This is a genomic window from Sphaerisporangium sp. NPDC051017 (assembly GCF_040683095.1).
GTDB lineage: Bacteria > Actinomycetota > Actinomycetes > Streptosporangiales > Streptosporangiaceae > Sphaerisporangium.
The window spans coordinates 167,797-181,363 of the sequence record NZ_JBFBCI010000003.1 but is presented as its reverse complement, the minus strand read 5'-3'; the positions used below and the strand labels follow the sequence as shown (position 1 = coordinate 181,363).

At 74.3% G+C, this 13,567-nt stretch carries 7 protein-coding genes; 3 read left to right on the top strand and 4 right to left on the bottom strand.

All coding sequences use genetic code 11. The annotated features are described in order from the left end of the window. Positions 1–77 precede the first annotated feature (77 nt). Both AB0M95_RS04845 and AB0M95_RS04840 read right to left on the bottom strand, forming a co-directional pair. Positions 78–4,364, bottom strand: a complete 4,287-nt coding sequence (locus AB0M95_RS04845) for an AAA family ATPase (RefSeq protein ID WP_363759556.1) — start codon at positions 4,362–4,364, stop codon at positions 78–80. A 74-nt stretch (positions 4,365–4,438) separates the two neighbouring features. Beyond that, positions 4,439–5,566 (bottom strand): exonuclease SbcCD subunit D, encoded by a 1,128-nt coding sequence (locus AB0M95_RS04840; RefSeq protein ID WP_363759553.1) that lies wholly within the window; start codon positions 5,564–5,566, stop codon positions 4,439–4,441. A 205-nt stretch (positions 5,567–5,771) separates the two neighbouring features. On the opposite strand from AB0M95_RS04840, the gene AB0M95_RS04835 reads away from it, so the two are divergent. Beyond that, complete coding sequence (locus AB0M95_RS04835) at positions 5,772–7,262, top strand: prolyl oligopeptidase family serine peptidase (protein ID WP_363759550.1); 1,491 nt, start codon at positions 5,772–5,774, stop codon at positions 7,260–7,262. Between the two features lie 213 nt (positions 7,263–7,475). Then, on the top strand, positions 7,476–9,032 hold the full coding sequence (locus tag AB0M95_RS04830; RefSeq protein ID WP_363759547.1) for an LCP family protein: 1,557 nt from the start codon (positions 7,476–7,478) through the stop codon (positions 9,030–9,032). 141 nt (positions 9,033–9,173) lie between these two features. Here AB0M95_RS04830 and AB0M95_RS04825 read toward each other — a convergent pair whose 3' ends face one another. Further along, complete coding sequence (locus AB0M95_RS04825) at positions 9,174–10,295, bottom strand: enolase C-terminal domain-like protein (RefSeq protein WP_363759545.1); 1,122 nt, start codon at positions 10,293–10,295, stop codon at positions 9,174–9,176. 119 nt (positions 10,296–10,414) lie between these two features. Continuing rightward, positions 10,415–11,782 carry an MFS transporter gene (locus tag AB0M95_RS04820; protein WP_363759542.1) on the bottom strand — a complete coding sequence of 456 codons (1,368 nt, stop codon included), beginning with the start codon at positions 11,780–11,782 and terminating at the stop codon, positions 10,415–10,417. 406 nt (positions 11,783–12,188) lie between these two features. Between AB0M95_RS04820 and AB0M95_RS04815 the strand changes: the two genes are divergently transcribed. Next, positions 12,189–13,556: an SWIM zinc finger family protein gene (locus tag AB0M95_RS04815; RefSeq protein WP_363759539.1), complete on the top strand. Its 1,368-nt coding sequence runs from the start codon at positions 12,189–12,191 to the stop codon at positions 13,554–13,556. The last annotated feature ends 11 nt before the right edge of the window (positions 13,557–13,567 follow it).

The following is a 13,567-nucleotide window of genomic DNA, read 5'->3' as shown; positions in this document are numbered from 1 at the left end:
CCCGCTATCCGTTGGGTCTCATTGACCTCCTAGGCACCAACCGTCCCAAGCGCGACAACGTTCCCATAGGCGGCGGTCTATCCGGGAACGGCCATGGAAAGACGGGAGCCGAAGCGGTTCTTGACGACCCGCAACTGTGCCGGGACGCGCGCGCGGAGCTCCCCGACATGGCTGACGATGCCGACGGCCCTCCCGCCGTCCCGCAACTCGTCCAGGATGTCGAGGACGCCGTCGAGGGTCTCGTCGTCGAGCGTGCCGAACCCTTCGTCGATGAACAGCGTGCCCAGCTCGACACCGCCGGCCTCGGCGGTCACCACGTCGGCGAGCGCCAGTGCCAGCGCCAGGGACGTCATGAATGCCTCGCCGCCGGACAACGTGGCCGGATCGCGGTCGACGCCCGTCCACCCGTCCAGGACCCGCAGGCCGAGGCCGCCTCCGGCCCGCTTGCGGTCGCCCGCCGCCTTGCGCGGGTCGTACAGCAGGACGTAACGGCCGCCGGACATGTGGTCGAGACGAGTGTTGGCCGCCGCCACGACCTGCCGCAGCCGCTCCCCCAGCACGTACGACGACAGGCGCATGTGCGGGACGTTGTCGGAGGACGTGCCGATGGCCAGCTCGGCGAGCCCCTTGGCGAGCTTGTGGCGCTCCTCGGCCGGGCGCCAGGACGCCATCGTGTCCTCCAAAACGCCGGTCAGCGCGGCGAGCTGGTCGCGGCGAGCGGCGGCCTGGTCGCAGGCCGAGGCGCGCTCGCCGTGCTCGCGCTCGGCGCGCTCGAACGCCTCGGCGAGCGCGGGCAGGTCGGGCGCGGGCCGCGCGGCGGCCTCCGCGAGCTCGGGGTCGGCCAGGAGCTTGGCCACCGCGGCGTGCTCGGCGTCCAGCGCGCGCAGCCGCTCGGTCATGCCCTGCCGGGCCGCCGTCGTGCGCGTCGCCGCGCGGGCGTCCTCGACCCCCGCGAACCCGGCCTCGGCCGCCGCGCTCTTGGCTCTGGTGGCGGCGGCGTCGCGCTCGGCGTCGGCCGAACGGGCGTGGCGTCCGACCTCGGCGGCGTCCCGCAGCAGTTCGGCCTCGTCGGCGAGCCGGTCCAGGCGCGCGGCCAGCGTGGCGTCCTCGCCCCGGGCGTCGCCGAGCCGTGCGGCCAGGCGATCGGACTCGGCCGTGAGCCCTTCCTGCTTGACCGCCTCGGCGGCGAGCTCCACACCCGCGCGGGCGAGCCGCTCGTTCAGCTCGGCCAGCTCGGCGTCGATACGCGTCACCGCCTCGGCCAGCCCGGCCTCCCCGTCACCGACCTCCCGCAACACCCCGAGCGCCTCCTGCGCCCGCCCGGCGATGCCCTCGGCCCCCGCCGACGTCGACCACCCGTCCTCGTCCCCGCCGACCATGCCCGCGCCGGCCTCGGGGGCGCCGACGCGGTTCCCGGCCTGGGGATCGCCGGTCCCGGACCCGCCGGATTCGACGTCCGGGTCCGGCGTGACGCCTGACGGGGCCCTGGCCTGGCGGGCTGCGGTCTCCGCGGCGTCGAGCAGGCGGACGACCTCCGGGACGTCGCGGCGCACGGCGGCGCCGGCCTCCTCGTGGGCGGTCGCGACCTCGCCGAGACGGGCCGCCGCCTCGATGGCGAGGCCGAGCAGCCGCGCCTCCTCACCGACGCGGTCACGACGGGCGGCCACCGACGCGTCGTCTCCCCGGGCCGCGTCGAGAACGACCGTGAGGCGGTCGAGCTCCGCCTGGAGCGCGGCGCGGTGAGTGCGATGCCCGGCCGCCAGCAGGCCAAGATCACTCGCCTCGACCCGCGCGGCCTCGAGCGCGTCGCGGACCTCCCGGGCCCGTTCGGCGAGCTCATCGACCTCCTCGGCCGCCACGGCGAGCGCGGCCAGCTCGCCCTCGGCCTCCTCGCGCTCGGCGAGCGCCTCGCTCGCCGAGTACCCCTCGGCGCGCGCCTCGGCCTCGTCGAGCTGGGACGACAGCACCGCCACCCGGCCCTCGGCGGCCTGGCGGGCGTCCTGGGCGGCGTCGGCCAGCGCCTCGGCCTCCAGCTCGTCGTCGACCGTGGGCATGGACTCGGCCGCGAGGGCGGGCTCGGGGTGGTCGGTCGACCCGCAGACCGCGCACGGCTCCCCGGGCACCAGCCCCTGTGCCAGCTCAGCGGCCATGCCCTCGATGCGGGCCTGCCGGATGGACTGGAGGCGGTCGCGCATGTCCTGGGCCTCGTCGGTGGCCGCGCGCCGCTCGGCCTCGGCGGCCTCCAGCTCGGCCGCCACCGCGTCGCGGCGCTCGACGTGCTCCAGCCGGGCGCAGGCGGCGTTGAAGGCGTTCTCGGCGGCGGGGATCCGCGCGGCGCGCTCGTGTGCGGCCGCGAGGCGGTCGTCGATCTCGGCGAGGCGCGCGGGCAGCTCCGCCTGGGCGGCGGTCAGGGCCGCTTCCTGCTCGGCCAGCGCGGCCAGCCGCTCGCCCGCCTCCGCCAGCTCGGCGCGCACCTCGGCGAACCGGGCCTCGTCGGCGCGGCGGTGCTCCAGGCCCGCCAGCTCGTCCCGGTGGTCCCGTTCCAGCGCGACGAGCCGCTCGCGCACCGCACGCACGACCTTCTTCACCTCGGCGGACGCGACCCGCACCGACCCGGCGCCCCCGGACCGGCCAAGCCCCGCGGACGCGGCCCGTCCCGGCTGGACGGACGGGGCGTTCGTGAGCGCGGCGATGTCGTCGGCGAGCGGGCCGCCGGTCAGGGGGGCGGGCAGGTGGCCGAGAGCGGCGAGGAGCTCGCCGCGGGCGGCGGCGACGTCACCGGCCAGCGCTTCGCGGCGGCGTACGGCCTCGAGGTGGCGGGTGGCGGCCGACACGGCGGCGCGTGCCGTCGGAAGGCCGGAGATCGCGAGGCGCGCCAGCGCCAGACGCTCGCCCGTCTGCCTGCGAAGCTCCGGGAGGACGGCGAGCCGCCCGTTCGTCTCGGCCTCCTCGCGCGCCAGCTCCCGCAGGCGGCGGCCGGCCCCGGCCAGCTCGTCGTGCAACCGCGCCAGGCGCGACTCTTCGGGCACGAGCTGGTCGAGCCGGGCGATCTCGTCCCTGCGCACGCGCTCCAGTTCGGCCAGCCGCTCTGGGTCCGGCCACGCGGACAGCCTTTCGAAGCGTGCCCGCTCGCTTTCGGGGAGCAGGGGCAGCGCGCGGGCGGTGGCGTCGGCGGCGAGGCGATGGGCCTTGGCCGCGGCCTCGCCGCGTTGCTCTGCCTGCTGGAGCAGGGGTGCGACCCTGTCGGCGCGGGCGGCCTCGGCGAGGATCGTCTCCAGGTCGGAGCGTTCCTCGGCCGCGCGGTCGAGCTCGTCGCGCCTGGCCTGGGCGTCGGCGTGGGCGCGGCGGCGCCGGTCCAGCTCGCGACCGGCCTCCAGTTCGGCCCTGGCCGACTTCAGGACGTCTTCACCGGTCGCGCGCTCGCCCGCGTACGCGGCCCAGGCCCGCTCGGCCGCCGCGAGCAGATCGCGCGCCCACTCCAGCGGCTCCTCCCGCGGGTCGTGATCCACGCGGACGCCTCCACCGGGCTCCGGGGCGCCGAGGGCGGAGAGCACGTCCAGCTCGCCCTGGCCGGATCGGACGTGGGGTTCGTCCCGCCGGGACCGGGCGACACCTGCGTCCCTCCCGGACCGCCCGATACCTCCGTCCGGCCCGGACCGCGAGTCGTCACCGGACGGCGCCGCCAGCAGCGCGGGGCCGGCCGCGCCGCGCATCTGGTCGATGATGGAGTCGACGCGCGCGCGGAGTTCCTGGCGCTCCTGCCAGGTGGCGGTGCGGTGGTCGGCGAGCCAGTGCTCGACCTCGCTGTAGATCTTGACGGAGAAGAGCTTCTCCAGGAGCTTGCGCCGTTCCTCACCGTCGGCGCGCAGGAAACGGGCGAAGTCGCCCTGGGGCAGCATCGCGACCTGGCAGAACTGGTCGGCGTTCATGCCGAGCAGCCCGCCGATGAGATCGCCCGCCTCGTCGGCGCGGTTGGTCAGGAACGAGGGCTCGCCCGAGGCGGGCAGTTCCTCGACCAGGACCTTGGCCTTCTCTTCGATGACCCCCTCGCCCCGCAGCTTGGGCCGTTCCCAGACCGGGGAGCGCGTGACCTGCAGGCGGCGGCCGCGCAGGGTGACCTCGAGCGTGACCTTCGGCCCGCGGTCGGCGGGAGCGTGGTCGCAGCGCAGGCGCCGGGCGTTGTTGCGCAGGCCGGGCACCTGCCCGTAAAGCGCGTAGCAGACGGCGTCGAGCACGGTGGTCTTGCCCGCGCCCGTGGGGCCGTGGACGAGGAACAGGCCCGCTTCCCCGAGCGCGTCGAAGTCGACCTCCTCGCTGCCGGGGAAGGACCCGAAGGCGGTGAGCCGCAGCCGGTGCAGCCTCATCTCAGGGAGCCTCCCGGCGCGGGGGTAATCGAGGGCATGACAACATCACGCGCTCCAGCCTGGCACGAACGCATTCAGACCAAGGCCTCTTTCAGCCGACACGCCTCGACGGCCGTCTGGAGGAGGCGTTTCTCATCGGCGTCCGCGGGCTCGCCGCGCACGGCGCGCACGAAGTCGAGGGCGACGTCGATCTCGGGACGGCCTTCGAAGCGGGGCGTCTCGGGCACGGCCTCGGGGCCGCCCTCCGGCTCGAAGGCCAGGGCGAGCGTGTGGGGGAAGCGCTGCCGCAGCCGCTCCATGGCGGCCTTGGGACGCTGGGGGTCGGTGAGCGTGACGTGCAGCCAGTGGTCTTCGTGGCGGGCCCAGGCGTCCGAGGTCAGCAGGGCGTCCAGACGGCCCGCGATCTTGGCGATCGGGCGCGGCACGGGGGCGGGGACGAACTCGGCCGAGGCGAACCCCTGCGCGCCGATGTCGACCAGCCAGGACCCCTTGAGCTGCCGCTCCTCCGAGAAGGAGTAGGCGATCGGCGAGCCGGAGTAGCGGACGGACTCGCTCATGCGCTGCCGGCCGTGCAGGTGGCCGAGCGCGACGTAGTCGACGCCGTCGAAGGCGGAGACCGGCACGTGGGAGACGCCGCCCACGCTGATGTCGCGCTCGCTGTCGCTGCTCTCGCCGCCGGTGACGAACGCGTGGGCCAGCACGACCGCGCGCGTGCCGCGACGGGAGAGGTCGGCGCGGATCAGGCCCATCGCGTGCTGGAGCGCGGCGGTGTGACTGCGCTCGGCGAGCTCCCAGGGCGTGCGTACGACCTCGGGCTCCAGGTAGGGGATGCCGTAGAAGGCGACGTCTCCGACGACGACCGGCTCGCCCACCCGCGCGGGGTCGGTGCGCAGGTGCACGCCCGAGGCGTCGATCAGGTCGGCGCCGAAGCCGAGCCTGCGCGCGGAGTCGTGGTTGCCGCTGATCAGGATGCTGCGGACGCCCTCGTCCTTGAGCCGGCCCAGGGCGTCGTTGCACAGCGCGACCGCGTCCACGGAGGGCAGCGCCCGGTCGTAGACGTCACCGGCCACGGCGACGACGTCGACGCGCTCGGAGCGGACCGTCTCGATCAGGTGGTCAACGAAGGCCGCCTGGGCACCGATGAGGCTTTCGCGGTGGAATGCCCGCCCGAGGTGCCAGTCGGAGGTGTGCAGCACACGCATGTCGCAGGAAGCTAACAGGTCCCACCGACAATTGCGGTACCGGCCGCACCATCGTTCATGCCCCGTGACTTAACCTGATGATCTGAGGTCGTGTGTGGGGATGTAATCCTGTTGTGCTCAGTGAACGTTCGATCCGGATCCCGTCGCGTGGGCGAAACACATGGGGGCGGGATACCGCGAGGAGGTCGCAGGAGTAGGAGGTGGCGTGACCGACCGTAGCCGGTTGAGCGTCGCGACGGCGGTGGTGCTCGCGATGCTCGGGTCAGTGGGCTATCTGCTGTCCCCGCCCGCGTTCGACCCGCCCCGGCTGTCCGAGAGCCTCCGATCCCTCCCGGCCCAGCCCGCGGCGGAATACCGCCCTGTCGCGCACGACGGCGCCATCACCAGCCAGGACATCTCCGTGCCCGTCGAGGGCACCGCGCTGACCGCGACGATCCGCGCGCCGCGCACGCCGGGCCGCCACCCCGCGATGGTGTTCGTGCAGGGCTCGGGCTCCGGCGTCCGCGGCGACTTCACGACGCAGTCCACGTGGCTGGCCAAGGCCGGGGTGGTGACGCTCACCTACGACAAGCGCAGCATCGGGTACGACTTCCGCCACCGCGACTTCGGCCTTCTCGCCGACGACGCCCTGCGCATGATCCGCGTGCTGCGCCAGCGTGCCGACGTCGACCCGCTGCGCACGGGTCTGTGGGGCGTCAGCGAGGGGAGCTGGGTGGTCCCCATCGCCGCCGCCACCAGCGCCGACGTCGGTTTCAGCGTCCTGGTGTCCTCCCCCAACGTGTCGCCCGTGCGCCAGGTCGCCTGGGCGCTCAACGAGCAACTGGAACGGCTGCACGCGCCGCTCGGCGTCCGCGAGCTGCTGACCAAGGCGATGGGCGGGGTCGGGTTCGACTTCCTGCGCTATGACAGCGTCCCCGAGCTGCGGCGCATGCGCCAGCCGGTCCTCGCCCTGTACGGCACGACGGACCCCTCGATCCCGTTCGTCGAGAGCATGAACACCCTGACCTCGGCGCTGGACGCGGGGCACAACCCCGACTACACGATCCGCTTCCTCGGCGGGGCCGACCACGCGATGCGCGTCAACGGCGGCCCGTACACGCGGGGTTACCTGGAAACGCTGGCGAACTGGGTGCTGGGGCTGCCCGCGACGGCCCGCCCGCAGCCGGGCGCGCAGATCGCGGGGGCGACGCCCGTGCAACGGTACGAGGCGAGCGACATCCCCCAGGCACCCTGGTACGCGCACAGCGCCATCCTGGGCCTGGCGCTGACGCTCACGGCGGTCGGCTACGTCGCGGCCCCTGTCACCGAGATGGTCGTGCGGCTGCGCGGCAGGGGTCCGCTGTCCTCTTCTGGGGTCGATCTGTGGCCGGCCGTCCGCCGCCGCCTGCGCCGCATCGCGTGGACGGGCGTGGGCCTGCTGGCCTCGGTGATGGCCTTCATCACGTTGATCGTACTGTTCTCGGTGAACCAGGCGGGGGCGTGGCCTGCGGTCCTGTCCGGGTGGCTGGTCGTCCGGGTGCTGGCGCTGTTCATGCTCGTGCAGGAGGTCGCCGCCGTGGCGGCGGTCGTGACGGCGTTCCGAGAGGGGTGGCGGCCGGGGCGCTGGCAGCGGTACACGATGGCGGCGGTGCTGGGCGGCAACGCGCTGCTGCTGGTGACGGCGGCGTACTACGGGCTGTTCGGCATTCCCTGGTAGCGCTTGGTCCCCGGTGGGGCTTCGTCCGGGTAGCGATTCATTCCGGTGGCCCTGCGTCCCGGCGGGGCTTCGTCGCGGGCGGCCGGCGTGGGTTCGCATCGGCCACCCGACCAGCCGATGTCCGGATAAATCGTGATTTGTTCGCGACGTGTTAACGTTCCGGACGGGTGATCTAGATACTGTGCCCCCCTGACTTGGGGGGAGCGGGGATCATTGCCTGGCACTAGCAAGCGGCCCAGAACGGCCGAGGTGATCGCCTGGACGGCCCTGTCGGCTCTGCTGCCCGGTTCGGCGCACCTGCGCGCCGGGCGCCACCGCACCGGCCTGATCCTCCTCGGCTCGTACCTCCTCGTCGTGGTGGCCCTCGGCGTGACGATGCTGACGGCGGGGGCCGGCCTCGCCACGCTCCTGGTCGACCCCGCGTGGCTGCGCGGCGTCATCGTGGGCGCCGCGCTGGCCGCGCTCGGGTGGTTCGCGATGCTCGTCCGCTCGTACGTCGTGCTCCGGCCGTCCCTGCTGTCCCAGACCGGCCAGGTCGTCTCCGGCGTCCTCGCGGGGACGCTCGCCGTCGCGGTGTCCCTGCCCTTCGTCGTGGTGGCGCAGTACGCCCTGGTCTCGGAGGACACGCTCAACACCGTCTTCGACGCCCCCATGCCCGTTGCCGCGGCCCCGAGCGGAGGCGCCTCCCCCGCGCCGGTCGAGGTGGACCCCTGGGAGGGGCGGACACGGGTCAACGTCCTGCTCATCGGGGGCGACTGGCAGCCGGACCGCGTGGGCGTCCGCACCGACAGCATCAACGTGGCCAGCGTGGACGTGCGAACGGGCGCCACCGTGCTGCTCAGCCTTCCCCGTAACCTCGAGAACGTCCGTTTCCGCCCGGGCGGCCTGATGCACCGCCGCTTCCCCGACGGCTTCCGCCTCCCCGCCAACCCGGACGGCTCCCGCGAGGACCTGCTCTTCTCCGTCTGGGAGTACGCCGAGACCCACCCCGAGCTGTTCGGGGGACGCACCGGCATGGGCCCCGAGACGCTGAAGGACACCATCGGGTACACCCTGGGCCTGAAGATCGACTGGTACGCGATGGTGAACATGTGGGGGCTCGCCAGGATCATCGACGCCCTCGGCGGGCTCAAGCTCACCGTCCCCACCGACGTGGTGTTCGGCAAGTACAACGAGGGCCTGATCAAGGCGGGCACCCGGCGGCTGCGCGGCGCGGACGCGATGTGGTTCGCCCGCTCGCGCACCTACAGCGACGACTACACGCGCATGGGACGCCAGCGCTGCGTGCTGGACGCGCTGCTGCACCAGGCCGACCCGGCGACGGTGCTGCTGCGCTTCAACCAGCTCGCCCGGGCGACCAAGGGGATGTTCCGCACGGACATCCCGCGGCGGATGCTCTCGCATCTGGTGCCGCTCGCCCTCAAGGTCAGGGACGCCCGCGTCGCGGGGGTGCAGTTCGTCCCCCCGCTGATCCACACCGGGAACCCGGACTGGATGCTGATCCGCAAGCTGACCACCAAGGCCGTGCGTGACTCGGTGCGGCGGGCGACGCCTTCCGGCTCGCCGTCGCCCGAGGCCGCGGCCACCCCGGGCGTCACGGGCACGTCGTCTCCCTCGCCGTCGCCGGGGGTCACAGGCACTCTGTCGCCGACGCCACGGGCCACGGGCTCGGAGCCGGACGCGGACCCGGGCGCGTCGGCCTCGCCGGAGCGCGGCACACCCGGGCCGTCCGCCACACCCGAGCGGGACGAGGGCATCTGCACCGCCTGAGCCGCCTCCCCATGGCGGTCATGGTTCGATAACGGCCTTCGGGCACGACCAGTCGATCGGCTGGGCCTCCGATCCGATGAGCCGTTCCCGGGCCGCCCCGCGCCCGGGCGCACGCCCCGCCTCAAAAGCGGCTCACAAGCGTCACAAGCGGAAGGAGTCGCGGGCGAGCCGCCGGACGCGGTCCTCGTCGACGAGGTGCCCGAGGCCCGGCTGGGTCAGCGGGACGGCCACCACGCCGCCGGACGCCCCGACCGGCGGCGCCACGATCTGGGCGCTGCGCGGCGGCTCGGTCACGTCGCTGGGCAGCGTGCAGCCGGGCAGGCTCGCGACGGCGACGGTCGCCGCGCGGGCCAGGCCGGTGCCCGCGCCGCCGGCCGCGGTGATGTCCCACCCCGCCGCCGCGGCGCGGTCGTGGGCGACCCGCGCGGCCCACAGCGACCCGAACCGCGCCGGGCGCAGCAGCAGGGCGCTCGCCGCGCGCGCCGCGATGGCCTCCTCCAGGGCGGAAACCGAGTGGACCTCGACGGCGACCGCGGACGACACCCTGCCCTGCAGCTCGGCGTGCATGGCGAGGTCGGGAGGGCCGTCAACCCCGCCGAAAGGCCGCTCGATCGCCGTCACGTCGTAGGCGTCCAGGGCCTCCAGCGCCGTGACGTCGGTGTACCCGCCGAGGGCGTCCACCGCCAGCGCCAGCGCCGGGTACGCCTGGCGCACCGCCCGCACCGGCTCGACGTCCCAGCCCGGATGCACGTCCAGGGTGACGTGGGCGTATCCGGCGCCCACGTGGCGGTTGACCCGCGCGACCATCGCCTCCAGGGATCGCTCCGCGGGCAGGCGCACGGTGGCCACCACGGACGTGCGGGTGCCGCCGATCGCGTGGGCCAGCGGCACGCCGCGCATGCGGGCCCACAGATCCCAGCAGGCGAGGTCCACGGCGGGGCTCGCCGGGACCGCGGCCAGATCGTTGGGGTGCTCCCAGTCGACGCCGAGCAGCGCGGGCCCGAGGGACTCCTCCAGCGTGGCCCAGGTCTTGGCCAGCACCTGGTCGCGGTCGCTCCGGCCCTCGCCGGTCTCGCGGTCGTCCGGGTCCCGCTCGTCGTCGGCGGCCTCCGCGTGGACGGCCCGCGGGCGGTCGGGGCCCTGCACGACCTCGCCCCAACCGGTCATCCCCCCGTAGTCCGTGAGCTTCACCAGGATGCTCTCCGGGCGCCTGCCATAGGGCAGGACGAGCCGGAAGACCTCGAGCTCGCGGACGCGTGGCATGGAACCCCCTAGTCGGACACCTGCCCTTCCATGGTGCCCGCTGTGCGGATCCAGTCCAAACGCGGGCAGAGGTCACGACCGGTCGCCCCTGGTGAGGGCCTGGCCCGTCGGTCCTCAAGTCACCGCCGGACGCGCCCGGCCGTCACCGTGGCGAGGGCCGCCTGGCCCGCGATCACGCCGAAACAGACCAGGTAGACCCACCAGGCGGTGTCCAGACCGGCGAACACCGCGCCGGTGACCGCGATGACCACCACAGAGAAGACGGACTCGCCGATCTGCAGCGACGAACTGTTCACGCCTTCCTCACCCGGCTCGGACAGCTCCAGAGTCAGCACCGACAACGTCGGGTAGACCAGGCCGATGCCGAACCCGGCGACCAGCCACGCCCCGAGGCCCACGGCCAGCGGCACCACGTCGAAGACCAGCAAGGACGTGCCCGCTATGCCGGAGGCGAGCAGCGCGGTGCCGAGGCGCAGCAGCCTCGTGCGGTCGTAGCGCCCGCGTCCCTGGATCCACGAGGCCAGCGACCAGCTCAGCGCCGACCCGGTGAGGAAGAGCCCGGCCTGCGTCGGGCTCAGCCCGCGCTCGCCGGTCAGCATGAGCGGGACGAACACGTCCGCCGCGAACGACGCGCCCGCGGCCAGGCCGCGCAGCAGGACCACGGCGGGAAAGCCCCGCCCGGCGCGCAGCGTGCCGCGGGGAAGCAGCCGGGGCAGGGCGAAAGCCAGGATCAGCAGGCCGGCCGCCGGCAGGACGAGCCCCCGCCCGCCGAGGCCGCTGCCGTACTGCAACAGGGCCGCGCCCACGGCGACCACGCCGCCCCAGACCAGCCTCATCCCGAACCCGGCGGAGGGAGCGGCGTCCGTCCTGGGCGGCGGGGTGATCCGCCCCGCGAGGCCGCGCCAGAGCAGCAGCGCCGCCGGGGCGACGAAGATCGGGATGCCGAGGAAGACCCACCGCCAGCCGGCGTGCTCGACCAACGCCCCCGTGATCGCCGGGCCCACGACGGACGGAAGCACCCACGCCGCCGCGAGCAGGGAGAACGCCCTCGGATGCATCGCCGGGGGAAAGACCTGGGCGACCACGACGTACAGGGCCACCGAGAACAGGCCGCCGCCGATGCCCTGGACGAACCTGCCGATGATCAAGATGTTCATGGTGGGGGCGAAGCCGGCGATCAGCAGTCCCAGCGTGAACCCGCCGACCCCGGCCCACAGCGGCGCCACCGGCCCCCGGACGTCGCTCCACCGGCCGCCCGCCACCGTGGCGATCACGCTGGCCGCCATGGACCCGCTGAAGGCCAGCCCGTACAGGGATAACCCGTCGAGCGCCTTGGCCACCACCGGCATGGCGGTCGCCACCGCCAGGTACTCGAACGCCAGGAGAAGGACCAGCGCGACCATGCCGATGCTGATCGCCCGATAGGGGCGGCTGAGCACACCGGGAGGAGGCGCTCCGACGGGGGATTCGGTCACCACTGAAGACACGTCCCCAAGCTAAGCCCCCACCCCCATCTCCCACATCAGCCGCCCCCTCCGCCTTTGGTCCTAGGCCACCGAGCCCACTCGAACGCTCACCCCACGCCGACGCCGGCCGTCGCGTGGTCATCACCGGCATCGGCCCTGCCCACGGTCCGCGACCACCCCGCCGGACCATCCGATGGCCCGGCCGATGCTCCGGCCGGGCCCGCCGTCGAAGCCCCGAAGGCGCCCGAATTTCGTCCCATTTGTCACAGGAGCCACGGGGTGAGGCGCCTGACCGGATCTGGCCACGCACGGGATTGCGGCCGATTTCACCCTGCTGAGCTGGGACTTTCTCCCATCTGTAACGGACGCGGCGGCGGCCCCCCGAACGGCCCCGATTTTGTCAGAGGGCGCCGCTAGTGTGCCGCTCGTGATCGAACGTTGGAGCCGTGATCAAGTGCTCGCGCTCGCCCCCGACGCCTCTTCCCAGAAGGGCGCGCAGAGCGTGAGCACGCCGGCGAAGTGGTCGGCGACGGGCGCCGGGCAGGGCGCGCTGTGGGGCGAGTGCAAGGGCAGTGGCGCGTCGCCGTACCGCGCGTGCGTCGACTTCGGCGAGCCCGCCTACCGCTGCTCGTGCCCCAGCAGGAAGTTCCCCTGCAAACACGCGCTCGGCCTGCTGCTGCTCTGGTCGGCCGACGGCGTGCCCGCCGACGAGGCCCCGCCCGCCTGGGTCTCCGAGTGGCTGGAACAGCGCCGTGCCCGCGCCGCCAAGGCCGTCGCCGCGAGGGCGCCCGAGCGATCGGCCGCCGGGTCGGAGGCCGCCGGCGCCCACGAGGCGAGCCCAGGTGACACCGCCGCGGCGGAACGCCGCGCGGCCCAGCGTGAGGAGCGCGTCGCCACCGGGCTGTCGGAGCTCGAGCGGTGGCTGGCCGACCAGATCGGCCAGGGCCTTTCTGGGGCGCGGCAGAACGCCCCGGCCCAGTGGGAGGATCTGACGCGACGGCTGGTGGACGCCCAGGCGCCCGGGGTGGCGGCGACGGTCTCGCGCCTCACCCGGGTGCTCACCGAGGACGACTGGCCGGCCCGCCTGCTCGGCGAGTACGGCCTGATCAATCTCCTGGCCGTCGGCTACCGCCGCTCCGAGGAGCTGCCCGCCTCGCTGCGCGACACCATCAGGTCCCGCGTCGGCTTCCCGGCGTCCCGTGAGGAGGTGCTCGCCGGTCCCGCCGTGCGGGACGAGTGGCAGGTGCTCGGCCTGCGTGACGAGGAGCAGGATCGGCTCGTGTCGCGCCGGGTCTGGCTGAAGGGGCGCTCCCACGGCCGCTTCGCGCTGGTGCTGACGTTCGCACCGGTGGGCCAGGCCATGGACGCGTCCCTGGTCACCGGCACGACGATCGACGCCGAGCTGGTGTTCTACGCGGGGGCGTCCCCGCTGCGGGCGCTGGTGGCCGTGCGGCACGGCGCGGCGCCGTCCGGGGTTCCGGCGGGTTCGGGGGTGCGCGAGGCGCTCGGCCAGGTGGCCGCCGCGCTCGCCGGCGATCCGTGGGCGGACTCCTGGCCGGTGCTGCTGGGCGACGTCGTCCCCGCCGCCCGGGGCGAGCGGTGGCTGCTCGCCGACGCCGGCGGGGGGCCGGGTGACCAGGTGGAGGGCATGCCGCTGCATCCCTCGGCCGGTCCCCCCTGGCGGCTCCTGGCCGTGTCGGGAGGCCATCCGGTGACGGTCGCCGCCGAGTGGACCCCCGACGGCCTCCGCCCCCTCACCACATGGGACGAGCACGGCCAGGTGGTCGTCTTATGACGCCCCCTGCC